Annotated in this window: 19 protein-coding genes; 11 read left to right on the top strand and 8 right to left on the bottom strand. The window is 59.7% G+C overall.

Annotated elements, in window-relative coordinates; all coding sequences use genetic code 11:
• Window positions 1–57: 57 nt before the first annotated feature.
• The 5 genes from CXQ94_RS12030 to CXQ94_RS12010 are packed head-to-tail and all read left to right on the top strand — an operon-like array spanning window position 58 to window position 5,240.
• A complete protein-coding gene (locus CXQ94_RS12030; protein WP_104090383.1) occupies window positions 58–1,620 on the top strand; it encodes an ABC transporter substrate-binding protein in 1,563 nt (520 codons plus the stop codon).
• 52 nt (window positions 1,621–1,672) lie between these two features.
• The gene (locus CXQ94_RS12025; protein ID WP_104090380.1) at window positions 1,673–2,608 is read left to right on the top strand and encodes an ABC transporter permease; all 936 of its coding nucleotides are present in this window, start codon (window positions 1,673–1,675) and stop codon (window positions 2,606–2,608) included.
• A complete protein-coding gene (locus CXQ94_RS12020) occupies window positions 2,605–3,501 on the top strand; it encodes an ABC transporter permease (RefSeq protein WP_104090377.1) in 897 nt (298 codons plus the stop codon). Before CXQ94_RS12025 ends, CXQ94_RS12020 begins: the two co-directional genes overlap by 4 nt.
• 53 nt (window positions 3,502–3,554) lie before the next feature.
• The gene (locus tag CXQ94_RS12015; RefSeq protein WP_181034192.1) at window positions 3,555–4,433 is read left to right on the top strand and encodes an ABC transporter ATP-binding protein; all 879 of its coding nucleotides are present in this window, start codon (window positions 3,555–3,557) and stop codon (window positions 4,431–4,433) included.
• Window positions 4,434–4,436: 3 nt separating this feature from the next.
• Window positions 4,437–5,240, top strand: a complete 804-nt coding sequence (locus CXQ94_RS12010) for an ATP-binding cassette domain-containing protein (RefSeq protein ID WP_104090371.1) — start codon at window positions 4,437–4,439, stop codon at window positions 5,238–5,240.
• Window positions 5,241–5,327: 87 nt separating this feature from the next.
• On the opposite strand, the gene CXQ94_RS12005 is transcribed toward CXQ94_RS12010, so the two are convergent.
• The 5 genes from CXQ94_RS12005 to CXQ94_RS11985 form a co-directional block, all read right to left on the bottom strand.
• Window positions 5,328–6,173 carry a M55 family metallopeptidase gene (locus tag CXQ94_RS12005; protein WP_104090368.1) on the bottom strand — a complete coding sequence of 282 codons (846 nt, stop codon included), beginning with the start codon at window positions 6,171–6,173 and terminating at the stop codon, window positions 5,328–5,330.
• A gap of 82 nt (window positions 6,174–6,255) precedes the next feature.
• Window positions 6,256–7,125: a hypothetical protein gene (locus CXQ94_RS12000; protein WP_104090365.1), complete on the bottom strand. Its 870-nt coding sequence runs from the start codon at window positions 7,123–7,125 to the stop codon at window positions 6,256–6,258.
• Window positions 7,126–7,271: 146 nt separating this feature from the next.
• Window positions 7,272–8,876 (bottom strand): ABC transporter substrate-binding protein, encoded by a 1,605-nt coding sequence (locus tag CXQ94_RS11995; RefSeq protein ID WP_219817038.1) that lies wholly within the window; start codon window positions 8,874–8,876, stop codon window positions 7,272–7,274.
• A gap of 125 nt (window positions 8,877–9,001) precedes the next feature.
• Window positions 9,002–9,901, bottom strand: a complete 900-nt coding sequence (locus CXQ94_RS11990) for a serine hydrolase (RefSeq protein WP_104090363.1) — start codon at window positions 9,899–9,901, stop codon at window positions 9,002–9,004.
• Window positions 9,898–11,286, bottom strand: coding sequence for a serine hydrolase (locus CXQ94_RS11985; protein ID WP_104090361.1), 1,389 nt, complete (start codon window positions 11,284–11,286; stop codon window positions 9,898–9,900). The genes CXQ94_RS11990 and CXQ94_RS11985 overlap by 4 nt, the downstream gene beginning before the upstream one ends.
• A gap of 251 nt (window positions 11,287–11,537) precedes the next feature.
• Between CXQ94_RS11985 and CXQ94_RS11980 the strand changes: the two genes are divergently transcribed.
• The 5 genes from CXQ94_RS11980 to CXQ94_RS11960 all read left to right on the top strand — a co-directional run bounded on the left by CXQ94_RS11980 (window position 11,538) and on the right by CXQ94_RS11960 (window position 18,694).
• On the top strand, window positions 11,538–12,521 hold the full coding sequence (locus CXQ94_RS11980; RefSeq protein ID WP_219817037.1) for an ABC transporter permease: 984 nt from the start codon (window positions 11,538–11,540) through the stop codon (window positions 12,519–12,521).
• A gap of 3 nt (window positions 12,522–12,524) precedes the next feature.
• Window positions 12,525–14,513, top strand: a complete 1,989-nt coding sequence (locus CXQ94_RS11975; RefSeq protein ID WP_219817036.1) for a dipeptide/oligopeptide/nickel ABC transporter permease/ATP-binding protein — start codon at window positions 12,525–12,527, stop codon at window positions 14,511–14,513.
• Window positions 14,510–15,499: an ABC transporter ATP-binding protein gene (locus tag CXQ94_RS11970; protein WP_104090357.1), complete on the top strand. Its 990-nt coding sequence runs from the start codon at window positions 14,510–14,512 to the stop codon at window positions 15,497–15,499. Before CXQ94_RS11975 ends, CXQ94_RS11970 begins: the two co-directional genes overlap by 4 nt.
• A complete protein-coding gene (locus CXQ94_RS11965; RefSeq protein WP_104090354.1) occupies window positions 15,496–17,496 on the top strand; it encodes a S9 family peptidase in 2,001 nt (666 codons plus the stop codon). Before CXQ94_RS11970 ends, CXQ94_RS11965 begins: the two co-directional genes overlap by 4 nt.
• 85 nt (window positions 17,497–17,581) lie before the next feature.
• Window positions 17,582–18,694 (top strand): mandelate racemase/muconate lactonizing enzyme family protein, encoded by a 1,113-nt coding sequence (locus tag CXQ94_RS11960; RefSeq protein WP_104090352.1) that lies wholly within the window; start codon window positions 17,582–17,584, stop codon window positions 18,692–18,694.
• A gap of 299 nt (window positions 18,695–18,993) precedes the next feature.
• Here the strand turns inward: CXQ94_RS11960 and CXQ94_RS11955 are convergent, their stop codons facing one another.
• From CXQ94_RS11955 to CXQ94_RS11945, 3 genes are all read right to left on the bottom strand, one after another.
• Entirely contained in the window at window positions 18,994–19,815 is an 822-nt protein-coding gene (locus tag CXQ94_RS11955; RefSeq protein WP_146070294.1) for a hypothetical protein, read from the bottom strand.
• 553 nt (window positions 19,816–20,368) lie between these two features.
• Entirely contained in the window at window positions 20,369–22,045 is a 1,677-nt protein-coding gene (locus CXQ94_RS11950; RefSeq protein WP_104090347.1) for a CdaR family transcriptional regulator, read from the bottom strand.
• Window positions 22,046–22,144: 99 nt separating this feature from the next.
• Window positions 22,145–23,359 carry a serine hydrolase gene (locus CXQ94_RS11945; protein ID WP_181034191.1) on the bottom strand — a complete coding sequence of 405 codons (1,215 nt, stop codon included), beginning with the start codon at window positions 23,357–23,359 and terminating at the stop codon, window positions 22,145–22,147.
• A 631-nt stretch (window positions 23,360–23,990) separates the two neighbouring features.
• On the opposite strand from CXQ94_RS11945, the gene CXQ94_RS11940 reads away from it, so the two are divergent.
• Complete coding sequence (locus tag CXQ94_RS11940) at window positions 23,991–26,084, top strand: ABC transporter ATP-binding protein (RefSeq protein ID WP_104090341.1); 2,094 nt, start codon at window positions 23,991–23,993, stop codon at window positions 26,082–26,084.
• Window positions 26,085–26,227 lie beyond the last annotated feature (143 nt).

Below are 26,227 nucleotides of genomic sequence, written 5' to 3'. Positions count from 1 at the left end.
CGCAGACCTGATGACCTATTCCACCATCGCACTCGTGTCCCCTATAGAGGAGAAACAATGATTCCAAAAAAATGGCTGCCAGCGTTGGCCGCCTCGACACTCATCGCATCCCTGCTTCTGGTCGCATGCTCCCCGGATCTGTCCTCATCCTCTGACGGGATGGGGACGCCCCAGGCTGGAGGGCATCTTGTGATGGCTAGGGAAATGGATGTGACGACTTTGATGCCCGCCGATGCTACCGACAACCAATCTATTTGGACATCAGAAGAAATCTTTGACACCCTCGTCGTTCCATCGGTAAATGGTGAGGGCCTCAAGCCGTCCTTGGCCACGGACTGGGTTCAATCTTCGGACAAACTTGCATGGACGTTCACTCTCAGGCCGGGTACTACCTTTTCCGACGGAACCGCTCTCACCTCGGCGGATGTGAAATTCTCCCTGGATACCGCCTCGGATCCCAATCTGCCCTCAGGATTTCTGAATGAGCAGATTGCCGCCGTCGAAACTCCTTCCCCGGACACCGTGGTAGTCAGAACGAAGACGGCATGGTCGCCCCTGCCGTCGGTACTGGCTCTTTATGCAAATTCCATAGTCCCGGCGAATTACGGCGGCAAATCCAGGGAGGAGTTCGCCAAAGCCCCGGTGGGGTCGGGGCCGTTTAAGGTGAAAAGTTGGACCATTGGGCAGCAGTTGGAACTGGTCAAAAATACGTCTTACTGGGGTGCTGACCGGCCGTATCTCGATGCTGTGACTTTCGTTGCCGTGGGCGATGCGAATACCCGTGCGACACAGCTACAGGGTGGGCAGATCACCGTCAATGAGACGCCTGCGGCGAGCAGCTTCGCGGCGCTATCATCAACGCCGGGACTCAAGGCTTCAGCATTCGATAGCAGCTACACCAGTTTCCTCTCGCTTAACAACACTAGGGCTCCCTTCACGGATGTCCATGTGCGGCGGGCTATCGCTCATGCCATTGACCGAGAGGCGATACTGAAGGCCGCGTACTTCGGGCAGGGGACTGCCGCTGGTTCGTTCCTCAGCCCTGCCTATTGGGCCTATGACGCGAACGTGAAGGGCAGGCAATTCAATCTCGAAGAAGCAAAGAAGGAGATGAAGCTGTCCTCAACGCCACAGGGATTTAGCGCCGACATCTTGGTGGCAAGTGGCAACGCAACCCAGTTGACCACTGCACAAATCCTGCAAGGTGAGCTTTCAGATATAGGTATAACCCTGACCATTAACCAGATGGAACCGGGGGCGCTACGGGCCACCAGGAAATCGATGGACTACGACATGGCGATCAGCTATGCCACCACAGACATCACGGACCCGGACGAATTGGTGAGGTTCATCGCAGTTCAATCAGGCGGCTCCAACGCCTTGTACACGGGCTATGACAGTCAAGAGGTTGCCGACCTGGCAACGAAAGCGGCAAGCCTCAGTGACCAGGCTGAGAGGGCAAAAATCTACTCCACCATCCAGCAAAAGGTCAATGATGACCAGCCCCTGATACCGCTGCTTTACCAACCTATGCTCTATAGCTACAGCGACAGGGTCCACGACTTCCAGCCGTCCATGACCGGCAACTACAACTTGGTGAACACATGGCTGTCGAAATAAGCCCGGGCAACCAGTCTCCTTCAGGAAACCGCGCCAGATCGGGTGGGGATAAATGACCCGGTTCTTGGTCCGCCGGCTGGGCCTCCTTGCCCTCGTCGTCTGGGGAGTCGTCACGGCGACCTTTGCCCTTGTCCATGCCACTCCCGGCGATCCCGCCCGGGCAACCTTGGGCGATAAGGCTCCCGAGTCGGCCGTTCAAGCACTACGCGCCGAGTGGGGGTTGGATCAGCCGTTGGGTGTGCAGTACTGGCATTTCTTGACTGATCTAGTCAGCGGCAACTTGGGAACTTCGTTCCAATACCGCTCGCCCATCACCGCGCTGCTCGCCGAACGGCTGCCCACCACGCTCCTACTAATGCTCATGGCGGTAACTTTCGCCGTCGTAATCTCCCTTCCCCTCGCAACCTGGGTTGCCGTCCGGGGGCGGGGTGGAAGCGACATTGGGGTGCGCATTTTCGGTGCAGTGGCCCAAGGAACTCCTACATTCCTGATCGGAACTCTGCTGGTAATCGTCTTTGGTCTGAAGCTGCACTGGTTTCCCGTGGGCGGCTACGGCAGGACGACCGCGGAACACCTTCATTCCCTCGTCTTGCCAGCCATGACAGTCGCCTTGGGAATCGTGCCCATGCTAGTTAACAGCCTGAGGGCCTCTTTGACGGACGCACTTCAAAGCGACTTCGTCGCTTTTGGCCATTCCAAGGGATTGAAGCCAGCCACCGTGTTGGCTGCCTACGCCATCCGCAACGGCAGCATTTCAGGGGTGACCATCCTGGGAATCCAAGCCGGCGTCCTAGCCGGTGGGGCCCTGGTGGTGGAAAAGGTCTTTGCCATTCCGGGCATGGGAAGCCTCATGCTGGCCGGCATTCTCGGGAGGGACTTTCCCGTGGTCCAGGCGACCACCCTCGTCTTTGCGGGAATCGTTGTTGTGGTCTATCTCATTACGGACCTGTCCTATGCCCTACTTGACCCGAGAGCGAGACTGACATGACCCAGACGCTTCTTCCTCATACTTCAATCAAATCTGGACTCGGTGGGAGTAAACCTTCGTGGCGCTCACGGATACGGCCATGGGGCCATGGATCCAACGTCGAACTCCTTATCGGCGGCGTCATCTTCGGAGCAATGGTCATGGCGGCGGTTTTTGCCCCCTTTTTAACTCCCCACGACCCGACGGCCATGGACTTGGCAAATACCTTGTCGGGGCCGACGGCAGCACACCCGCTGGGAACAGATAATCTGGGCCGGGACACCTGGAGCCGGCTTCTTTTCGGTGCCCGCAGCGACTTGGGCATTGCAGCACTCGCTGTCGTCTTCCCCTTTGTGCTGGGGACGATTGTGGGAGCGTTGTGTGGCTACTTCGGTGGCTGGTGCGACACGCTGATAATGCGCATTGCCGACGTGGTTTCTGCGTTCCCGTTCTTCGTGCTGGTCATTACCTTGGTTTTCGTCTTTGGTAACGGGCCCATGAGCATCTTCCTGGCGATCAGCCTTGTGAGCTGGGTATCCTACGCGAGGATAGTGCGTGCCGAAACGCTCGTGGTCCGGGGCAGGGACTTCATCCAGTCCTGCGAGACCGGTGGACTTGGGAAGGCCCGCATCGTGGTCCGGCATGTCTTGCCCAACACGATAACTCAAGCAGTAGTTTTCGCCATGAGTGACGTTGTGTCCAACATTGGCGTGATCGTAACGCTGAGCTATTTCGGGTTGGGCATCGTTCCACCAACTCCTGATTGGGGACAAATGATCAGTGACGGCCAACAGTTCCTGGCTTCCGGAAATTACGCGCTTGTGTTGATTCCAAGTGCAGCTGTTATCCTGGCCAGCCTCTCCCTGACATTCCTAGGCGACGGAATCGCCAACGCGCTGCGAGCAAAGAGATGAGGGGGGCAACTGTGGGCCAGCCACTCCTGAAAGTGGAGGGATTATGCGTTGATGTGTCTATCCAAGGTGGCGAGTATGCGGCCCTGAAGGACGTTTCCTTTACGGTCCAACGGGCAGAAGCCCATGGACTCGTAGGGGAGTCAGGTTCCGGGAAGAGTCTGGCCCTTCGGTCGCTCATGGGTTTGCTGCCCTCCAACGCCCGCGTCAGCGCAGGAAGCGCCTACTTTAATGGCACAGACTTGTTTGCGAACAACGGCCGGAACTTCCGGAAGATCCGTGGCACAGGTATGTCAATGGTGTTCCAGGAACCCGCGGTGGCACTGAATCCTATTGCCCGCGTTGGCACTCAGATAACGGATGGTATTGCCCAACGGAAGGGATGGAGCCGAAAGCAGGCCCGGGAGTACGCCGTCCATATGATGCAGTTAGTGGGGATACCCCATCCGGAATTGCGGGTGGACGCCTATCCATTTCAATTGTCCGGTGGTATGCGGCAGCGGGTGATGATCGCCGCCAGTGTTGCCTGTGAACCCGAGCTGATTCTCTGTGACGAACCAACAACTGCACTCGATGTGACCGTGCAGGCACAGGTCCTGGCCCTGTTTGACGGACTACGGACGGAGCTCAACGCTGGGATTCTCTACGTCACTCACGACTTGGCTGTTGTCTCCGAACTCTGCAGCACCATCAGCGTCTTGTATGCGGGTCAACTGGTGGAATCCGGTAGCGCAGCAGAGGTGTTGGGAAATCCGAGGGAAGAATACACGCGCGCACTCCTGGCCGCAACGCCGCGAATTGATGAACCTGGTCAACGGCTTCGATCGATACCCGGGACCACGCCGGCCCTTCGAGACAGGCCAGCCGACTATTCGTTCGCGATGCGGATGGCGGACCATGCGCCGGATTCCCTTTCGATCCCTGAGGAGCATTAGCACATGTCCACATTCCAGCTGGCTCAGCCGGCTTCCGAAAATATTCTCGAGATGCGGGATATCCGCGTCGAATTCTCTACAGGCCGGGGAAACGACCGGCGCAAAATCGTTGCTCTGAACGGCGTCGATCTCAGCGTCCCCCGGGGCACGATCCACGGGTTGGTAGGTGAGTCAGGCTCTGGCAAATCCACTCTGGCCCGTGTTCTGACAGCTTTGGAGCGTTCTTTTACAGGCACGGTGGTGTTCAATGGTGACGAGTTGCCCGTCCGACGGACCAAAGAGCAGAGGCGCCACATCCAGATGGTGTTTCAGGATCCATATTCGTCGTTGGATCCAAGGATGACTATTCGTCAGTCTTTGGCCGAGCTGTTGCGGGTTCACCGTATTGTTCAATCACGGGACATTGGCACGAGGTGCCTTGAACTGATGGACCAAGTCCAACTGCCGGCCAGGGCGCTGGATAGCTACCCGATTTCCATGTCTGGTGGGCAGCGCCAAAGGGTGGCCATCGCGAAAGCCCTCGCACTGGAGCCTTCGTTGTTGGTTGCTGACGAGGCCGTTTCTGCCTTGGATGTGTCCGTGCAGGCCGGTATCGTCAATCTCTTGGCAGACCTGAGGGACGAACTGGGGTTGTCTGTTTTGTTCATTGCCCATGATTTGGCAGTGGTCCGCAACCTTTGTGAGAACGTCGCCGTGATGTACCGCGGGAACATCGTGGAAGACGGAGACACGGAAAGGCTCTTCACCGAACCCCGGGATCAGTACACCCGGACGCTTCTAAGCTCGATTCCGCGGATCCGATACTAAGTCCTGAGCCGTTTCGGTTGGGATGTCAAAGGCCTCTGCAGGAGCTGAATCCAGCTCCTGCAGAGGCCTTTGACGTAGTGCGCCTCCCTATCTCAGGGATTCACGGAGAAACATTGTTTTCGAGGCAACTGCTGCTAATTCGTACGTAGTACCAATCATCCCCAAAAGATCCTCGGCAGATTCGACTTCTCTGGCGATTACAAGGTTGCTGACCCTCGACACACCGGGAACGGCTTCCAATAGCTCGGCGGCCAAGGGGTTCTGGAAGCCGATCTCAAGCCGAAGCCTGTCCGGCACGGGTACCAGGCGAGTTTTCTGGATGCCTTGCACGGCAGCACGCGCACTCCTGCGGATGGCTGCCCGGGCGTACGTGGGTGAGAGGCTATTGGCGGCCTGGAACCCGTGGGCAATCTTGACTGGAACGGTCAGCACGCCCGGGAACTCGCGTTCGGCGATGCCGCAGATGACGTCGTCGCCTGTTACTAAACCGACGGGGACACCGCGGGTAGCTGCGAAGAGGGCGTTAATGGATGCCTCTGAAGCGATCTCGCCGTTGAGTTTGAAACTGGTAAAGAGCGCCGAAAAACTATGGGCCAGCAGGCCTTCCACGCCCGCGGGTGCGTGATATCCGATGTAAAAGGCGATATCGAAGTCTGATGTCAGGCCTTCAGCCATGCAAAATGCTGTGGGATCTCCGAAAATGACGCGGGCGCGGGGATCGAGATCCTCGTGAAGGAGGTTGTTCATTGTCCCGTGGCTGTCATTGATCAGGACCTCCGTTGCCCCTCCCTCGAAGGCTCCTTCCACGGCCGCGTTGGCCTCTGCCGTCATCAAGGCTTGGGCCCGAGGATAGCCGGTTCCACCCCGAATAATTTGGTCAAAGGTGGCCACCCCTGAGATGCCCTCCATGTCAACAGAAATGTATACCTTCATGCGGTCTCCTTCGTGGCCGCTGCGCATTGGGCAGCGGTGTTTGGTCGGTGCGCGGCATGTAGCGCAACGGTACTGAATTCGGTTACTGGCTGGTTGTTGAGGAAGGCGTGAGCTTGTACCAGCCAGTCCGGGTGACTCCCGAGGCAATGTAGCCGGATGCGAAAGCGGACTCCAGGATTTCGCGGAGCTGCGAACGCCACATCGCTGCTTCTTGGGGGTCTGATTCCCGCAGGGCGAGGATGTCATGCGGTGCCCGGCACCACAGGTTGCCGTCCGATCGGACGAGCGCGGGCTGTGCGTCGGGCCCATATTCAATGACATTGAGCAGTGCGCCCTGGGGGAGGTTTACCTCGTCCACCAGGCCTTCGCTGCATCTGAGACTCCGCTCCGAGGACAGCGGCCAGATGACCACCAGCCTGTCCGATTCGTCGTTGGCGTTTATCTCGTCCTCCATTAGGCCGTAGAAGTTTCTCTCATACGTGGAAGTGGCGGCACCAAGTTTGGACAGATTGAAGCGGGCGTTCCGGCTAACCAGGGGATCGAAAGTCCATGTCATGGTCTCTATACCGCGTGCCAACGACCAAGCTCGTTGATGTTGCTTTAGAGCGAAACCCACACCCTTGTCAGCAATGCCGGGGAGCACCCCGGCTATCAGCGAATATGTGAGTCCTTCGGGCGCGACAATGGCGACCGCGGCACCACAGAGAACTCCTTCCGGGGTATAGGCCGCGGAAACGTTACATCCGGCGTGCGAAATGCTTCGGAGCAGGTCAAAGGGAATGGGGGCTCCGTGGGGAGACATCCCCCAGATTGCCACCAAAAGCCCTTCGATGTCCTGAAGCCTCTCACGCTGGTGCTCGTCGACAATTCGGACGTTGGCCGAGGCTGCTGCAGCGGCAGCAGTGGCGTGGGCGCGCTCAGCAGAAGAGTGGGCGTCGAGAATGAGTGACATGATCTAATCCTGGTTCGATTTTGAGCTTTTGACTTTGGCCGCGAGGACCAACAGTTGCCGTTCAGATTGTCGTGGAAAACTTTCGGTAGAAATGGGGATGCTCCGTCCCGCCGTCGGCTGGACGGAGCATCCAATGAGCGAAACTGTTAGCGCACCATGCGGACCGAGGCAGGGGCCAACTGTCCGTCGGACAGTTCAAAGGTTGCCCCGGCAGCGAAGGTCGGAGTCACCGAGTTGACGAAGGGCACCACGTCGACGTGCTTGAATAGCTCCCGTTCGGCAGCTGCCCAAGACTCGCAACCGGCTTCTGCAGTGGCGCTCATGGCCTTTTGCACGTTCTCCGAATAGCCAGGGTTGCTAATGAAGGCAAAATTGCCGCCGTTTGGCGGGGTAGGCCCGGACACGAGAGGTACAAGCTCGTTGGGTAGGGACACTCCGATGGGAACGAAAGCGGCGTTCCAACCGCCTTCTCCGCCCAGGATCAATGAACTGCCCTCGGCATCCGTGACTGGCCTGAGGAGAACGTCAACGCCGATCCCTGACCAAACTTCCTTGATCAGCTCGGCGCCTGCAGCAAAGGTCGGTCCCATGGTGCTGGGGTAGAAGAATTCCATTTTCAGAGAGTTCCCATCCTTGCTGCGAATACCGTTCGCACCGATCTTCCATCCGGCAGCATCCAAGGTGGACTTCGCAGCCTCGAGGTCGTGTTCGGGGAGGTTGCCACTGAGTGTGTCTTGTTTGCAGGGACTGAGAACCGGCGCTATGAGACCCGTAGCGGGTTTGCCGTCTCCGCTGGTCACCACCTGCCCAAGTTCGTCGAGATTTAGTGCCTGAGTCAAGGCGCGCCGCACCTTTTCATCCGAGCCGGGCAATCCCGGTTTTTGGTTGAACCAGATTTGACCCAGCGGCGTTACCAAGTCTCGCTGGAATGTTTTCTTGGCTTGAAGCCTCTTTTTGTCGGGCCCGACTATGGTGGCTGCGTTGACTCCTCCGGATAGGAGCAGGTTCGCTGCGGTGGTCTCGTTGGAGATGACTTTGAGGACAACTTTGTCTGGCAGGCCTTGCTGTTCGGTCTTCCAGTCGCCAGGGCCCCATGCGTAGTCCTTGCGGCGGGTCAGGGTGTAGTGGTCGCCCGCAGTCACCTCTGTGAGCGTGTACATGCCTGTGCCGTCGGCCCCTTGTTTAAGCAGTCCGCGGTCCTTGCTACCTGCAGCGCAGACTATGGGCAAGTTGCCTATATTCCGGATCAGGAAAGGTTCCGGCGATGGTGTGTGCACCGTGACTGTTCCTTGTTCGTTGTCCGCCGTCGCCGTAGCTCCGGGCGCAACGGAAATGCCCGTACGGGTTGAGTTGTTTTCGGGATCACCGACGAAGTTGATATTGGCCGCAACAATTTCCGGTGTCAGCGCACTTCCGTCTGAACACGTGACGTTTTTGCGCAATGTGAAGGTGGCTTCAGTGGGTGTGCCCTGCCATTTCTGTGCCAAGCCGGCCACCATGTTGCCGTCCGGATCAAGGTTCACGAGCGAGTCGTAAAGGAACCTGGCGGTTTGCTGGGTCACGGAATTTGACGCGAAGAGGGGGTCCAGGGATCCGGGGTCCACGCTCAACCGCAGGGTGAACGTTTTGCCGTTCTCCAATTCATTGCCACCTGTAGTGGCTGTAGAACCGGAACAGGCGGCCATCGTCAGTGATAGTGCGCCAACAGTGACGGCGCTTAGAGCCGCCTTGATCGTGCCTTGTATTTTCATGGTGACATTCTTCCGGCATATGTGATCCACTCCATTGGCTAAACCGACAATTGCGAGGATCAAGGTTTGGTGGACAAGACTATGAGTGCCCGTAGGGATCGGATCCCTGGCACTCCCGGCCTTAGCTAGTCGCCCCGAAGCAGGTCAACGGCCAAGCGGGCCGCTTTGCCGATCGAGGCATCGATTGCCGGCTGCGGATCGGCGAGCGTCGCCGCCTTCGTAAAGACCGCGACGGCGTAGTGGCGGCCATCGGGGTACGTCACCACGCCTACCTCGTTGCGGATGGCCGGAAGAGTTCCGGTCTTGCCTGCCACCAAAACGTTGCCATCGAAACCGGTCGCCATCCGATGCCGCCAGATTTGCTGGGCCATCATGGAGCGCACACGCTCGCACGTCTCAACGGAGCCAGCAGCGTTGGTCCAGATGGCGTCGAGCAAGGTGACGATGTCCCGTGGCGTGGAAGAGGGCGTCCTTGCTGGATCTAGGATCCCCAGCGACCAAATCTGTTCGGGGGTTGCCGCTCCCAACAGGGCTTCGATGTCGGGCGTCGCAGCGCCCTGGTCAAGGCCGAGGTCGGCCATCATCTGAATGTCCATGTCCTCACCGCAGCCGATGATCGTGGTGTGCTTGAGCTTCAGATCATCCAAGACGGCGTCGACGGCGGCCTGCCCTATCCGGTGGAAGACGACGTCGGTGGCGGCGTTGTCGCTCATGGTCATCATGAACTTTGCAAGATCCCGCCAGCTCATTTCGACGTCGTCGTCGCAACCGGCAGTTCCCAAACCCCCCACCCGGTACCGGGGGGTTACAGTGGTTCGACCCGTCTGTTCCAAACGGCCTGCAGAGACCTCGCGCGAATAGGCAACGGCGAACGGTACCTTGAAGACGGAGGCCAGGACCACCGGCTCGTCAGGGTTCAGTGAAACCGTGGGACCATCGGGCACTCCGATCTCGCGGGCATGTACGAAGCCGGTGGCTCCTGCCGCGGTGAAAATGTCGGCAAGCTGGTCAGATCCTAGACTCATGCGTCGACCCGGCGATCGGCCCGGCCCGTGTGGAGGAACAGTGCGTGGCCATGGCCATCGTCACCAACGAATACATGGGGCATATGCATGCCGAATTGCTTTTGGGCCGGCAACAGTGCGTCTCCCTCCGTGGCCACCAACTCAATCCTCTCGGGCCTGTCGCCGACCTCCGCGTAGGCTCCCTTGGGCGTCTTCTCCAACCAAATTCGCCCCTCTGTGTCTTGACTCACCACCGCGGTGCCAACGCGGGAGGAGTACTCGCCTAAGTACCGTGAAGCATCGACGGGCGCTGGGGATTCGGCCGGCGTGGGCAGCTCCGGCAGCTTGAGGCCGGCAAATTCACCGAGCACACGTGCGGCGATTTCGGTAAATACCGGAAGGGGCTCGCCTCCGTTGCAGAAGAGTGCAATCGAAACATCCTGCTCCGGACAAATCCGCAGAAAAGCGGTCTGACCGATAGTGCCGCCATCATGACCGACAACCGGGCCGCCGTCGTACTCGAAGAGCGAGAAGCCGAGGCCCCAGGCGTCGCCCATCCAACCCAACTCTGGAAGCTTCACCTGCGGTTCCAGCATGGCCGCGGCCGAACCAGTGCTAAGTATCTGTTGTCCAGCAGGCCCCCTACCCGAATCGATGTGCATCTGAGCGAACTTCAGGAGGTCGCGGGGGCGCATGTTGAGCATGGAGCCCACAGGGGCCGTCGACCGGCTAAGTGCCCAGATGGGGCTGGGCTCCGGCTCGCCATCGTCTTCGTTCACAATGTGTCCGACCGCTGTACGGAAGAGAATCGCCTCGTAGGGCCCATTGGCCGCGTGGGTCAGTTGAAGCGGTGTGAACAAGTACTCCCGCAGGCATTCATCATAGGATTTGCCGCGCAGCACTTCCACCAATCTGCCCAGCACTACGTAGCCTGCGTTGTTGTAGGAGAACATCTCGCCGGGTGCGAACAGTTGCGGAACATCAGCTAGCAGTTTCACCAGCTTGGCGATGGCGTCATCGCCCTGTCCGGTGTCTGTGAAAATGTCTCCCTCGAACCCAGCAGTGTGGCTCAGGAGTTGACGGGAGGTGATAATGGCCGCAGCCGAGTCGTCTTCTAGACGGAATTCGGGTAGATAAAGCCGCACCGGAACGTCCAGATCCAGCTTGCCCTCGTCCACCAACTGCATGATCAACGTGGCAGTCCAGAGTTTGGTAATCGACCCGACTTGGAATAGTGAGTCGACGGTCGCCTCAACACCGGTGCTCTTGCTGAGTACGCCGGCCGCGGCGTCAATCACTTCGCCCCTGACGGAAACTGCTATGGCGGCGCCGGGAACCTTGTGTTCAGCCAACAGCGACGGGAGACGGCCTTCCAGCCACGTGCGGAGTTCGTTTAAGTTCATCATGCGCTAATGCTACGGCCCTCGCAATGGGGTGATTTTGTCTTTCAGGATGACATTGGCCGGTGATCGTAGTCCGATACGACAAAGGCTTCTCTCGCCATCAGTCACTACAGCAGGCGTTGTTCGATTCGACCATATTCGAGCCCACAAGTGATGGTAAAGAACAAAGCGTGATCGCACGGGTGCATCTGATAATGGATGATGCCGGTCTCGTGGAGGTCCAGTGAGATCTCTCAAGAAGCAGGAGTAAGAATTTGAGCATTGCAACACGTTTTGTCGCGGATGCAACAGTCAGCCCGTGGACGGGCTTTGTGGCGCGAAGGATCGGTCGCCTGGTTGTCTCCCTCTGGGTGCTTGTCACTGCGTCTTTCCTCATGATCCACCTGATTCCCGGGGATCCGGTCAGGGCGGCACTGGGCAGTTCAGCCCCTGGCGCCCTCGTTGAGGCACGTCGCGATGCCCTGGGCCTCAACGACCCGCTGTGGCTGCAATACGCCCACTATCTTCAAGGCTTGTTCAGCGGGAACCTCGGAACGTCAATGACGTCGGACTTGCCGGTGGCGCAGGTGATCGGTGACCGTTTTCCTGCCACCTTTGAAATGGCCGGCCTCGCGTTCCTGCTTGCTGTTCTGATCGCCGTGCCGGTCGGCGCATTGATGGGAGTCCTGACCCGGGGTGGCCGTCGCCGTCCAACCGAATTGGCTTTCACTTCCACCTCTATTGTCGTGGCAGCCATACCTGAGTTCCTGCTCGCTGTCGGGTTGGTATACCTCTTCGCCATCCAGCTGGGCTGGTTCCCCGTCGCTGGTCGCTCCGATGCGAACTCCTACGTTCTTCCCGTGGTATCCATGGCCCTCGGCTCAGCCGCCATGCTGTCCCGGATCGTGAGGGTGGAAATGCTATCGGTGCTCGGCACTGACTACATCCGGACTGCCCGAGCCAAGCGGCTGCCGAACTGGATGATCTATTTCCGTCACGCGTTGCCGAACGCGCTGACTGCCACTTTGACAATCGGAGGCCTGATGCTGAGCGCCATGGTGGCAGGCACGGTCCTCGTGGAAAACGTCTTTGCGTGGCCTGGCTTGGGTAGCACCATCGTCGCCTCCATTCTTGCCAAGGACTACCCCGTGGTTCAAGGTGTGGTGCTGGTATATGGGATCGGCGTGCTGCTAGTGAACCTTTTGGTGGACATTGCACTGGGCATGCTCGATCCACGTTCAACAATCAAAGAGAGCTGAATTATGCGCACTTCAAAGACAGGAGCCGCATCAGGAATGGCGGCCCGATGGTTGGCGGCCCTGAAGACGCCCGCTGGCGCTGTGTCGGCTGCCATGCTCTTCCTAGTTCTCGCCATGGCCGTCATTGCACCGATCCTATGGACCGGTCAAGCAGAGGAAATCAACACCAGGGCCATCCTCCAAGGACCATCGCCAGAACACCTCATCGGCACTGACAGCCTGGGACGCGACCTGTTCTTCCGACTTCTGGTCGCGACAGGGCTTTCAGTCAAGCTCGCGCTGGCCGCAACGGGAATCGGCGTTACAGCTGGACTGGTACTCGGCGTGGTCCCCTCGCTCCTGAGCCGGAGGATCGGCAGGCTGGTCACGGCTTTCGTCAACATCGCGGTAGCCTTCCCAGGTCTGCTCCTGGCCATGTTCTTCGCAGTGATCTTCGGAGTAGGCCAGACAGGGGCCGTTCTGGCCATTGGCTTGGCGACAGCGCCATCGTTTGCCCGGTTAACCCAGAATCTGGTGGCCACACAGTCAGAGCGGGACTACATTGCGGCAGCGAAGCTGGCCGGCGTGGGCAAGGTACAGAGGCTGCTTCGCCACATCCTCCCCAATATCGCCGAACCACTGGTGGTCACAGCGACGATCGGGGCGGGCGGATCGCTGTTGGCCTTCGCCGGGCTGTCATTCCTGGGCCTGGGCGTTCAACCCCCGGCTTACGACTGGGGACGGCTCCTTAACGAGGGTCTGAATGATATTTACGTGAACCCGCTTGCGGCGCTGGCTCCTGGGCTTGCAGTGGTCATTGCAGGGCTGGCATTCAACCTTGTCGGTGAGGCCGTAGCCGAGACCCTTGGGACACCAATGCCAGTATCTGGCAGGGGTGCAGCGCCCCAGCGCGTGCCGCAGGCGAGCACCGCCAAGCCTTACACCGCCGCAGAACCTTCCACGGACGGCGCGGACAGTAAGGCCGTGCTGACTGTTCGGGATCTTTTCGTCAGCTTCCCAGGTCCCGCCGGACCGATCACTCCCGTTCGTGGCGTTAGCTTCAGCCTGGCTCGGGGCGAGGCAGTAGGTGTGGTGGGCGAGTCGGGTTCAGGAAAGACTCAGACCGCCCTGGCGCTGGCGCAATTGGTGGAGCATCCAGGTAACGTCAGTGCTTCACGCCTTGAATTCCTAGGACAGGACCAACTGTCCAGCCCTTCTCGGGCCCGCCGTCAACTGCTGGGGACATCCTTTGCCATGGTGTTCCAGGACCCCATGAAATCGTTCAATCCCACCATGCGGATTGGCGTGCAACTGGCCGAAGTGGCACAGCGGCACCTGGGCATGAATCGTCGACAAGCGCTGGCGCGCGCAGCGGACCGGCTGCGGGCAGTCAGAATACCGGCCGCGGAACGCCGCCTCAGACAATACCCCCATGAATTCTCCGGTGGTATGCGACAACGGGCCATGATTGGGATGGGGATCATGGGAAACCCAGACCTCATTGTGGCCGACGAGCCTACTACAGCATTGGACGTGACCGTCCAGCAACAAGTGCTGCGGCTACTCTCGTCGATCAAGGAGGAGAACCACGTCGCGATCCTCCTGATCAGCCATGACCTCACACTGGTTGCCCAGGTGTGCGAACGTGTCCTGGTCATGTACGCCGGCCGCATCGTTGAAGACCTACCGGCGTCAGACCTGGCTGGAAGGGGAATGCACCCCTATACACAGGCCCTGCTGGCAGCGGTCCCGGATATGGAAACAGATCGGGATCGTCCTCTGGCAGTAGTTCCCGGACGCCCTGCTGACCCGTCTCAAGTCCCGGTGGGCTGCGCTTTCGCGTCCCGCTGCCCGAAGGCGGATGACCAATGCACCCGCGAGGATCCACAACTCGTTGAACGGGAGGACGGGCATCGAGTGGCTTGTTGGCACCCTTCCCGTGGAACTGGCCGTGAACGGGTTTCGGTCGAACTCAAACTACATGCTGTGGCACTGCAAGGAGAGGCATCATGAGCGAACTTCGCTTCGAGCAGGTATCGGTACGATTCGGTGGTCGTCACGGGATGACTGCTGTCGACGGCGTTGACCTCACTGTACCTACGGGACAAGTGGTTGGCCTCGTGGGTGAATCAGGCTCCGGAAAATCGACGTTGGCACGGGCTGCGGCAGGGCTTACGCCGTTGACCGGCGGGCAAATCCTGTTCAACGGTCAGCCGCTACGGCCCAAACGGGGTGAGCGCCGCCCCCTGCAGATGGTCTTCCAGGACCCGCACTCTTCACTGAACCCTCGCATGAGCATTGGTGAATCGATAGCGGAAGGCATTCCGCGTGCTGGCAGGGGAGGCGCTGCAGGCCGCCGCTCCGAGGTGCAACGGTTGCTGGGCTTGGTGGGCCTGGATCCGCAGCGGGCCTTCAGCTACCCGGGACAGATGTCCGGGGGGCAGCTTCAACGTGTCGCCTTGGCCAGGGCTTTAGCCGGACAGCCGGAAGTCATCATTGCCGATGAGATTACTTCTGCCTTGGACGTATCTGTCCAAGGGACGGTTTTGAACCTGGTGAGGGACCTGCAAAGGGAACTGAACCTGTCCATGTTGTTTATTTCGCACAACTTGGCGGTGGTCAGGTACGTCGCCGACGCCATCGCCGTGATGTATCTGGGCAGGATCGTTGAACAAGGGCCCGCTGAACAGATCCTTTCCGACCCGCAGCATCCCTACACCAAGGATTTGCTGGCGGCTGTGCCCAGCCACCGAAGTCCTAGTCTCACTCCGGTCAACGCCGACCCAGCCGTGCAGGCCGTCAACGATGCTGAGCCAACGGACCCTCATCACCTACCCAGCGGATGCCGATACCATTTGCGCTGCCCGATAGGGCCGCTCGTGCTACCAGGACGCGACATTTGCAGAGAAGTCGACCCTGCGTCCGATGGAAACCGTCAGGCCGCAGCATGTCACTTTGTCGGTGAATTACTGACCTCTGGCAAGGCGGGAATCCTATGACCCGCAGGCTCCGCATCGAGGACTTGCTGGACATCACTGTCCCCGAACAGCCCGCCCTCTCACCTGACGGTCAGTGCGTTGCCTATGTGCTTCGGAGCCTCGATGCCGTCGCTGACAGCACCGAACGCAACATCTGGTTGGCTGACAGTACGGGCCGTTCCGCCCGGCAACTTACGTTCGGCAACGCCGATTCGTCACCAGTTTGGTCACCTGATGGAGAACATCTTTCATTTCTACACGAGTCCGATGGTCAAGTCAGTCTCCGCATCATGACCCTTGAGAATGAAAATGTGGAACGCCTCGGCAACTTGCCATGGGGGGCTAGCAAGCCGACGTGGAGTCCTGACGGGAGCAAGCTCGCATTCGCTGCCCTGGTCTGTGTCATGGACACGGAAGACGGGGCAGCGTCGTCCGTGGCGCACCACACCGATGCGCCAGTGGTGGCAGACGGCAGGGACTACCAGTCTGACGGGCTTGGCTTGCTGGGGGAGATGAGACGCCAGCTTCATGTCTTTGAATTGGAGACCGGGAAATATTCTCAGCTCACTCATGGCGACTGGCATGTGCGAGACCCGCAATGGTCGCCGGACGGCCGGCATCTGGCGTTTGCTGCCGGCCCTGCAGTCGACAACGATGCCAGTTTGGCCGCCCCCGCACATATCATCGCCATTGGTGTTCCAGACGCTATGCCGACTCTGGTGGGTGCCGCTGACCAGGTGGTAAGCGCCGTAGGGTGGAGCGCGGAAGGGGATGCCCTATTCGCGGTGACCAGCCGGCCGGTTGGACACGCCCATTTGGAGTGGCTCCCGCTGGATGGCAGTCCCACCAGGAATCTCACTCGTTCGCTGGACCGAAACGTCATGGCAGGGGCTCCGGCCTACCCCGGGGCACCGCCGCAGCTGAGCGATAGCGGCAAAGGGTTGCTTTTCTGCGTGCGGGATCGTGGTTGCACACACCTTTACGAGGTGGACATTGATGGTGGCGAGCCCCGCCCGGTCCTCCGGGGTGATGGCCTGGTTGTCTCGGAGTTATCCGTTGCAGGCGACACGGCGGTCATCGTACTGAAGACGCCTACTTCCTTTGGCGAGATCGTGAGCGTGGATCTTGCCGACGGGACTACACGTGTTTGGACTCACCATGGATCTAATTTTGCGGATGTGGAGCTGTTCCCGCGATTGGAACGGGCGTTCACGACCTCAGATGGCACCGTCGTGGTGGGGTGGCTGATTCGTGACCCGGAACGTTCAGGACCACAGCCCCTCTTGCTGGACATCCACGGCGGCCCCCACAACGCATGGAACGGTGCCGCTGACGACGTGAACCTCTATCACCAGGAACTGGTTGCGCGCGGATGGACCGTGCTGTTGCTCAATGTCCGGGGCAGTGATGGATACGGCGAGCAGTTCTACAAGGCAGCCTTGGGCCGCTGGGGCGACGCGGACGCCCCAGATTTCCTTGAGTCACTGGACCAACTGGTGGCTGAGGGAGTAGCAGACGCGAACAGACTAGCCGTGACTGGATACAGCTACGGCGGATACATGACCTGCTATCTGACAAGCCGCGACCAACGATTCGCAGCTGCCGTCGCCGGCGGGGTTGTCAGTGATCTCCGGAGCCTTGCCGGAACCTCGGACAGCGGCCAGCTACTCAGCGAGCGTGAACTCGGTGGTCCGATGTGGACGGATCCCCGCAGGTACGAGGCCATGTCCCCGCTTTCCATGGTTGAACACGTGACAACGCCGACGCTTATCCTCCACGGTGCCGATGACCTGCGGTGTCCGGTAGGCCAGGCAACGCAGTGGCATAACGCCCTGTGCGAACTGGGTGTGGAGAGCCGACTGGTCCTCTATCCCGGAGGGTCCCACCTCTTTACCGATGTTGGTCAACCGTCGCACCGGATCGACTTCAATCGCCGCATTGTGGATTGGGTGGAGGAACATGCCAACGCCGTCGACTCGGTTCCGGTGCCGTTTCCCTCCAGCCAGCCGTTGAAATGATTTTGAATGACTGGTAAGCGTCCCCGCGCCAGCCTTGGCCGCCATTCAGCCCGCCACCCCCGTACTAGTGGATAGGAAGCCACGCATGAAAATCTCTCGCGCAACCATCACCTTGATCGACCTTCCGCTGGTGGAACCCTTCGTGGTCTCGTACGCGTCTTATCCGTCGATGCCCAGCGTCATCCTTACCTTGGAGACCGACGACGGGCTGGTTGGCTACGGCGAAAGCGTGCCCGACGGGCACATTACTGGCGAGACGCCGACCGGTGTAGTCGAAGCCCTCAAAACTGAACTGCTTCCCGCTGTTCTGGGTATGGATCCGCAGGACATCACCGCCGTTCACCAGCGCCTAAATGCGGCGCTAAAGGGCTGTGGAGCGGCCAAAGCAGCTGTCGATATTGCCTGTTGGGATCTTGCCGGCAAAGCCGCCGGGCGTCCTATTTACTCATTGCTGGGTGGGCGGCGGCCCGAACAGCCAACCATCGCTCGCGTCATGAGCATTCTGGCCCCGGAAGTACTCGCGGAGCAAGCAATCCAAGCCAGACGCGAGGGCTACCGCCACCTCAAGATGAAGCTGGGGGGCGGTGACGGGCAGGACATTGAACGGGTGCGAGCCGTCCGCGCTGCCATCGGGAACGACTTGGGAATACGTGTTGATGCCAATCAAGGCTGGGGCGACCCAGCCACGGCACGCACCATGATCCGGGCCCTGGAGCCGTTTGATATCGACTGGGTGGAACAACCGATCTTCGCCGATGACATCGATGGCTTCCGTTTGATCCGGCAAAATACCGGGATGAGGCTGATGGCCGACGAAGCCGTAGTAGACGCCCAGGATCTTGGCGCCTTTGTTCGGGACCGTTCCGTGGATATGGTCAACCTCAAGTTGATGAAGAGCGGCGGCATAACGCCGTGTCATCGTCTGGCAACGCAAGCGGAACTCGGGGGACTCAAGGTTCAGATCGGTTCCATGCTGGAGACCAGCATTGCCTCTTCCGCGGGTTTTCATCTGGCTCTCAGCCACCCAAATATCGTTTCCACCGAGCTCTCGGGCCCTCTGAGGTTTGCAAAAGAGCCGGGCAATTTGACGTACGTGATTCCGGAGGTGAGCATCACAGAAAAACCGGGTCTGGGCGTGGACGTGGACGCTGACGTGCTCAGGGAGCTCACTGTCAGCGAATGGGACGTTTCAGCGTGAACTAAAAGAGAGAAATCTTCAATCCAAGCCTAAAGCTGACCGCCCCCGAAGCGGTTCTGGCGGCTGTCTCGGGCAGGATCTGTTCCATCCGGAAAATGCACTCATTGCCACCTTCATGGGGTTGGACGGCATTATGAAGACCGGGACCGCATTCCACGGAGAAGCTTTCCTCGACATCAACAAATGGCCTGCGTATCTACGCACAGACCCCCCGGAAGCTACCTGGCTTCCGGGGGGTCTGTGCGTAGATACGCAACGTCCTTAACTAACCACGAACAAAAGTTCGCTTCCGGCCTCTGTCATCCGGTGGGTCCTTTTGACACTATGTAGGCACCGGCGCGCTGATCGAAATCTTCCACCTGCCCGCCGTCTAGGAGCAATGTTCCCAAGACCTGGCGCACCACCAGACGCCATTCAGAGGCAAGGCTCGGATCTGAATGGCGTAGGGCCTCGATATCGGTGGGCACGGCCACGGTGACATGAGCCGCGGAAGAAGCGTGTACCGACGGCTGGCCAAGAGGTCCTCTCGAAACAACCGATTCCGATGGCGCCAGTGTGCGGTTTCCTTTCTCCAGAGCAGCGCGGCTTATGGCACGCGGACTCTCCAGGACCCATTCGAGCTTGAGTCGGTCAGATTCATCGTTGCCATTGAGATCGTCGAGAATCGTCCCGTAATGGTTGACATGATAGACGCGGGCGATGCCTCCTAGCTTGGAAAGGTTGAAGTGCGCGTTCCTGCTGACTAAAGGATCGAACGTCCACGTTATGGTGGTGATGCCGCGCTCCAAAGCCCAGGCCCGTTGATGAAGTTTGAGGGCGAACCCCACATCCCTGCCCCGGGCGCTATCTGTGACCCCAGCAATGTGGCTGTGCAGCGACAGTGCGGAGGGTTTGCCCCACATACCCACGCATACACCCAGCATCAGCTCACCGGCAAAGGCCCCGCAGATATAGGTTTCGGTACCGGCAAGGGCCTGAAGAACCTCGACGTTCATAATTGAGGATTCGTCAGTTGGCCGCCAAATCGCGTTGATGAGTTCGACACACTCGCGCATGTCCCCGATGGAGGTCAGGGGGCGGATTCTCACACCGGATCGATTGGCCGCTTCTTCGGCGGCCATCGCGGCAATCCGCGTCATTTCACTTCGGGGAGTTGTTCGCGATTCGTCAGCAAAGGTTGTCATGGCTCGATAATGGCCCATTTATGGGACTGGCTGACTGTCCAATTCAACTATTTCATTGGCACTTGTTTGTCCGGCGACACGGGAGCCCTCGGCCGGTGTATCAGCCACGTCAATGAGCAGGCTTCGCCTTGAGATCTTCTGGGGGTGAGCGTGGTCGTTTCCGCCTGGGTGTCTCCGCCAACGCCTCCCGGACCATCAAGGGACCGTGTTCCAAGTGCCACACTTAGATTGTCACCGGATCCTCCCGCGCTGGCTTCTGGCACAAGCGCGGCAGCGACCTCCTGCAAGGGCTGTTCAATCAGCGCGCGCAAGCTCGCAGAACGAGTCTCTTCGTTGCTGGTGAGGAGCATGGCAACTGATGCAGTTCGATCAATGGCCGCGTAGAAGGCCAGGGCGACTCCAGTATTCACTCCCAACGTCCCAGGTCCCGGTATGGCTCCGTCTGCCATGCCGTCCGCCCTGCTATTCCCGTCCCGCAGCGGTGTAGAAGTCATCGATTCTTGGGGGCGTGCAGGGGAGCAGCCACCGATTCCAGAAGACGTAGCTGCAGCATGGCCGCGAACCGTTGGTGCGAGTCAGTAAGGTCAAGACCGCTGACCGCTGCAACTCGACGCATGCGGTAGCGGAAGGTGCTTGGGTGAACAAAGGCTTCCTTGACGGCAATGCTGACGTCGCCGAATGCATTGAGCCAGCAGCGTAGGGTTTGCACCAGTTGGGCTTGGTGCTTGTGATCGTAGGCCAGCAGCTGCGCAATGGGTGGTGAAATTGCGTTGCCCCGTGCGGCAACAAGGTCAGAGAGATCGAGCAGCAATGAGTCGATGTAGGCATCTTCGGCGGTGACAACACGACGTTTTCCCGCCTCGTACCGCAGTACTCGTAGGGCCTGATCGGCGCCGTGCCGGGCACGAGGAAGACTCCCGGCATCCATGGCGAGTGGGCCGATTCCGATGACCGCCGAAAGGTTCTGACCGGTTCGGTCCAGAAACCCTTGTGCCATTCGATGGGCCTGTTTGGCCTGATCCGCAGGGTGGCCTAGGAGTGGGACTGTCGCATATGCCCGGTCGCCAAGAACCGCCACGGCCGAGCCTGGTTGTAGTGCCGAAAGGTGAAGGGCGAAGGCATCGGCGGCACGTTGCAGGCTGGCCGCCTGAGTTGGCGCCGTGCCCGCCGCGCCAACGTCTTCGGTCCAGTCCAAGCCCAGTGCTAGGACGGCGACTGGCCGCCCGACAAGGCCTAACCGCCCGGAAGCCTCAAGCGCCGACGGACCACCTTCTAGTGCCGTGCTCACCAAGTCGGCCCGAAGGCGTCGCTCCACATCGCTTCCGGCACGAAATCGCAGCATATGAAGCGCAACTAGTTTCGCGGAATCCGCGAAGGCCTGAGTTCGTTCGTCGTTTAGAGGCTGCTGCACGGCGGCCCACATCGAGCCAAGAATCTCCTCGCCCGCGCGAATGGCAACGGCGACTCGCGCTACCGAGTGCTCGTCGTCGTCGAGCGCCCAGCCCGGAAGGTAGACCGGAGCGTCGCTGCGCTGGAGTTGTTGGAACTCGCCACGCGTTTCCTGGGCGCGAATGTAACGTTCCGGCACCCGGCGGCCCAGAATCGTCTCAATACGGGAGGGGTCAGCCTCCTCCTGACGTCCTGAGAAAGCGAGAACATTTGAGCCTTTGTCCTCGATCGTGATTGGTGCGTCTATCAACGCGGCAATTGCGTTGGCGAGTGAGAACAGATCACCAGAAGGCATCCCGCCAATGAACTCGGCCGCGGCGCCGCCGACATCGTCTTCAGCGAGCAGGGTGCGCAGCATGGCGGCCAACTGCGTCCAGGATGCTCCTTCTGCCAGGCCGAGCAGTGCCACCCCCGAGCGCTGAACCGCGCGCCTCATCGTTTCACTCACGATGATTGGCGCGCGAACAACCAGCGCTGCGGCGTTTCGGGGACCGAGCCCGCGCAGCAGCCGCACGATCCCGTCGTGATCGTGGATTCCGACGCCGAGCACGATCGAGCGCTCTGCTATGGCCAGATCGTCAGCGGAGTCGTAAATGACTACGCCACCGAGGGACTGGTGGTCCCTGACGGACCCTTCTAGCTGTTCGAGCAGTGTCGTGCCGAGATGATTCAAAATCCGGGCAAGACTGCGGTTGGTCGTGGTCATTGAACTGGGCATCCACACAGCGTAGCTGTGAAGTGGATCATAGCCATTGTCGAGGATTACATAAATCGATCCATGTATTCGTCGGATCCGACAGGTCGGGGCTACCTTGCGTTAGTCCCGGCTCGACATGAAATGGTCTGCGCAGACTTCCGCAAGCGTGTTCCAAATCGCCCCGGCCGGTGTTTCAACCACTGCGGCATCGTGGGTACTGTCGATGGGAGTAATGGCGTTTGCAATTGCGACCAAACTGACACCGGTGGAATTTTCGCTGGCACCCATGGTGGTGTACCCACCGTAAGAGCCGCTATGACCCTGCCACACACTGCCGGCCAGCTTTGTGCGAAACGTTCCCATGCCGTAGCTATTGATCCGGGCCGGCTCCGCGGGACCGGCCATCGCCTGCGACGTGGGGGTAACCATCTCCTCGAGCAGAGCCGTTCCCAGAAGTGTCCTGCCGACGAACAAGTTGTCGAGGACCTGGGCTGCCCCAATTGCGGTACCAGCGAACAAGCCGTCACCAAACGGTAAGCCGAAAAGGTCGAACGGTATGGTGGACTCTCGCTGTGCTTCATAGGTGCCGTGGAACGAACCATCGGAGAGCCGCTGGTAGCCGTGTGCCATCGACTCTGCCATGTACAGGGAGCGTCGAAGGGTTAGTATGTCGTCGTTCATTGGGTGGGTGCCGCTGGCTGAGTGAACGAACTCCGAACAGGCGCGTTCCATCTGTTCTTCCCCGCCAAGCGCCTTCACCAGAATTCGAGCAAGCAAGATATAGCCCGTGTTGGAATATGACCAATGCTGGCCTTGATCAACGGGAGAACCAAGCGCCTGCGCGAACATCGACCAGGTGAACGGCTTGTTCGAGTCATAGGTGTTCTTCCCTGCAGAGGCGGGTGCGGCGGCCCCAGGCAATAGTTCCGCCAGGCCGGGGGGTAGTAGTTCGCTCATCTGAGCCGATGCATAGATATCGGGGTATCCCGCCGTGTGTGTAAGCAACATTCGCACGGTCACGGTGTCCGCGCCGGGAACATCATCACCGAGATACCTCGCGATCGGTTGATCGAGATTGATCCGGCCCCGCTCAACCTGGTGTAAAGCGCATGCTGCAAGGATCAACTTTCCGAAGCTGGCCAGGCAAAATGGCGTCCGATCTGTGACGTGGACGGTTTGGTCTATCCTCGCCAGGCCATGTACGCCCGTCCAGATTAGTTCGCCGTTGCGCACCAATGCTGCCTGGGAGCCTGGTGCCGCCGCCAAGCTCCCCGCCCGGCTCATCGCGGCGTCCAGTTGGTCCTTGAGCGGGGTGCAGAGCGTTTCTGTCGGCATTGCGACCATCCTTAGGTTTGGGGGAGTGAATGCTTCTACCTTGATTCTCACGGGTTGCGGGTTAAACATTGTGGTCTGACTGCGCTAATCCCAACCTGGTTATTCGTGCGGTGGAACTGATCCTCGAGCGGCAGGCGGGCACCGCGGAGTCGAGGCCGCACGGGTCGACGCGGCGTCGTGCGGCGATATCACCGGCTTTCTCCCCAACCCCTTGTTCTTCATAGGGCGACGTCAACCGTTGGGGCCATCAAGATTGACCGATGGAGATGTCGGCGAATACTTCCTTCAGAATTTGTTCGTCCATTCCACTCCTCCTCACTCTTGGCGCTCCGGGGTGATCCGGATCCAACACCTCAGTTCCGCCAGAGAATTCCGAGTCCCATAGCTCATCCTCATACTCTGGTGATCGAGACGAATCGGGCAACGCGATCGTGTGAGCCTTGAAACGCCTGGAAGAAGCAAGTCGCGAAATGACAGGGGGAATACTTTCACGGCCAGTCTTTTTGAGTCGTGCGCGTCAATTCCGTGCCAAAGCGGCGAAACGGACCTGTCCTGCAGGACAGAATTCTTTGCGCGATATCGTTCCTGGCGACTAACACGCCTCCCGGGTGTGCGACGCTACGATCGGTCTATGATTTTGGACAGCGACGCCGCGCAGAAGGCAGATACCTTGGGTAGTCCTCACCGTGAGGATCCCGATCTATTGGCGATCCGCGATCTCTCGATCGAGATCCGGAGCGGCGATCGAATCGTACGGCCGGTCTCGAACGTGAGTCTGCGGCTGCGTCGTGGGGAGACCCTCGGGGTGGTTGGCGAATCCGGCTCCGGAAAGTCGATGACAGGTCTGGCGATTATGGGTATGTTGCCGGCTGGAGGAATCGTGACAAGTGGCTCGATCACCATGGACGGCAAAGAACTCATCGGCATGCCGGAGTCAGACTACAGGGCTGTACGCGGCAATGACATCGCGATGGTCTTCCAAGACTCGTTGTCCGCATTGAACCCGACCCGTCGGATCGGCGATCAGGTCGCTGAACCGATACTGCTCCACTTGGGCGGGAGTAAACGAGCTGCGCGACAAAGAGCCGAGGAGGTACTGGCACTGGTCGGACTGCCCAGACCTTCCGAGAAGATGAACGACTATCCGCACCAGCTATCGGGCGGTATGCGACAGCGAGTGATGATCGCCATGGCGCTGGCGTGCGAGCCGCGCGTCGTCATCGCCGACGAGCCGACCACAGCCCTGGATGCCACGATCCAGGCCCAGATCCTGGACCTGCTCAACGACCTGAAGTCACAGCTGGGCATGGCGATGATCCTGGTCTCCCACGACATCGGGGTGATCGCTGGGCATGCCGACCGGGTCGCTGTGATGTATTCCGGACGTGTGGCAGAGACCGGTCTGACTCCCACGCTGTTCGGCGATATGCGCCACCGCTACACACAATCGCTGCTTGCTTCCATTCCCACGATCACCCACGACAAAGCGGACGAGCTCTTCAGCATTCCCGGTTCGCCACCGGATCTGGCGATGCCGCAGGTGGGTTGCCCCTTCGCGCCGCGCTGTGCCGCCGCCACTGATCTCTGCCATGAGGCTGCTCCGGGATTGACGCTCGAGGCTGCTGGACACAGCTATTCCTGCTGGCATCCGGCCACCGGGCCAAGCGCCCCGATGCGATCCCGGATCGCGACAGCAACTGCCACTATTGCTGGGCCGGAGGCGACACCACGGCTAAGCGTCCGAAATCTGGTGCGTGAGTACCCAGTGGGTGGATCAACTTTGTTCGGTGGAAGGAAAACCGTCAAGGCAGTTTCCGGCGTCAGCTTCGACGTCGCAGCTGGTGAAACTTTCGGACTCGTCGGAGAGTCCGGTTGCGGAAAGTCGTCACTTGGGCGGATGATCGTCGCGTTGGACCGACCGAGCAGCGGTGAAGTGTTGCTCGCAGGCGACTCGGTCACCCGGATGGGTTCGCGCGAACTTGGCCGACGTCGCGCTGAACTGCAGATGATGTTCCAGGACCCGCTGGCATCCCTCAATCCCAGGATGCGGATCGAAACGATTCTGCGTGAACCACTGGACATCCAAAACATCGACACGCGAGGGCAGCGGGCCATACGTGTCCGGCACCTGCTGGACCAGGTCGGCCTGCCTGCGGGCGTGATGGAACGCTATCCGCACGAACTGTCCGGGGGACAACGCCAAAGAGTAGGGCTGGCCCGCGCCCTCGCCCTCAATCCGTTGGTGCTTGTCGCCGACGAGCCGGTAAGTGCCCTGGACGTTTCTGTGCGCTCGCAGGTCCTGAATCTAATGCGCCGGACCCAACACGAGCTCGGTCTCAGCAGTGTGGTGATCTCGCATGATCTTGCGGTCGTGCGCTATTTGGCTGACAGGGTCGGCGTCATGTACCTCGGCAAGCTTGTGGAGGTCGGCACGTGCGATGAGGTTTACTCGACGCCTGCCCACCCTTATACCGCCGGACTGCTCGCCGCAGTCGCGGACACCGATCCCCTGGCCGCGGACCGTGAAAATGGTACAGCTGTTCGCGGCGATCTGCCCAGTGCCATCACTCCACCGAGTGGATGTCGTTTCCGGACTCGATGCTCGCAGGCCTCCGAGCTGTGCGCAGTAGTGGAGCCGCCACTGGAGTCGATCAGCGGAACCCATCAGGTTGCCTGCCACTTTCCGCTAGTCCCCAAGCAGATCGCCAGTCCCACCACGACCTGAGGTCTGTGCGTGGTGACGAAAATGAAGCCCGACAGTTCGTGTTTTCCGATCAACTCGGTGGACACAGGGCACCATACGCTGAAACGACCGAGAGCTTTTTTGGGCGCGGCGAGACCTGCCCCATATTCACCAACTACAGGAGC

Source organism: Arthrobacter sp. GMC3 (assembly GCF_002929305.1).
GTDB lineage: Bacteria > Actinomycetota > Actinomycetes > Actinomycetales > Micrococcaceae > Specibacter.
The sequence above is the reverse complement of the archived record's forward strand: the minus strand, read 5'-3'. Positions and strand labels throughout refer to the sequence as shown.

Coding starts and splice junctions, on each gene's coding strand:
- CXQ94_RS11970 (WP_104090357.1), top strand. CDS start 14,510: ATGAGCGAACTTCGCTTCGAGCAGGTATCGGTACGATTCGGTGGTCGT.
- CXQ94_RS12020 (WP_104090377.1), top strand. CDS start 2,605: ATGACCCAGACGCTTCTTCCTCATACTTCAATCAAATCTGGACTCGGT.
- CXQ94_RS12000 (WP_104090365.1), bottom strand. CDS start 7,125: ATGTCACTCATTCTCGACGCCCACTCTTCTGCTGAGCGCGCCCACGCC.
- CXQ94_RS11945 (WP_181034191.1), bottom strand. CDS start 23,359: ATGCCGACAGAAACGCTCTGCACCCCGCTCAAGGACCAACTGGACGCC.
- CXQ94_RS11985 (WP_104090361.1), bottom strand. CDS start 11,286: ATGATGAACTTAAACGAACTCCGCACGTGGCTGGAAGGCCGTCTCCCG.
- CXQ94_RS11995 (WP_219817038.1), bottom strand. CDS start 8,876: ATGAAAATACAAGGCACGATCAAGGCGGCTCTAAGCGCCGTCACTGTT.
- CXQ94_RS12005 (WP_104090368.1), bottom strand. CDS start 6,173: ATGAAGGTATACATTTCTGTTGACATGGAGGGCATCTCAGGGGTGGCC.
- CXQ94_RS11990 (WP_104090363.1), bottom strand. CDS start 9,901: ATGAGTCTAGGATCTGACCAGCTTGCCGACATTTTCACCGCGGCAGGA.
- CXQ94_RS11965 (WP_104090354.1), top strand. CDS start 15,496: ATGACCCGCAGGCTCCGCATCGAGGACTTGCTGGACATCACTGTCCCC.
- CXQ94_RS12030 (WP_104090383.1), top strand. CDS start 58: ATGATTCCAAAAAAATGGCTGCCAGCGTTGGCCGCCTCGACACTCATC.
- CXQ94_RS11950 (WP_104090347.1), bottom strand. CDS start 22,045: ATGCCCAGTTCAATGACCACGACCAACCGCAGTCTTGCCCGGATTTTG.
- CXQ94_RS12010 (WP_104090371.1), top strand. CDS start 4,437: ATGTCCACATTCCAGCTGGCTCAGCCGGCTTCCGAAAATATTCTCGAG.
- CXQ94_RS11940 (WP_104090341.1), top strand. CDS start 23,991: ATGATTTTGGACAGCGACGCCGCGCAGAAGGCAGATACCTTGGGTAGT.
- CXQ94_RS11955 (WP_146070294.1), bottom strand. CDS start 19,815: ATGGCCGCCGAAGAAGCGGCCAATCGATCCGGTGTGAGAATCCGCCCC.
- CXQ94_RS11975 (WP_219817036.1), top strand. CDS start 12,525: ATGCGCACTTCAAAGACAGGAGCCGCATCAGGAATGGCGGCCCGATGG.
- CXQ94_RS12025 (WP_104090380.1), top strand. CDS start 1,673: ATGACCCGGTTCTTGGTCCGCCGGCTGGGCCTCCTTGCCCTCGTCGTC.
- CXQ94_RS11960 (WP_104090352.1), top strand. CDS start 17,582: ATGAAAATCTCTCGCGCAACCATCACCTTGATCGACCTTCCGCTGGTG.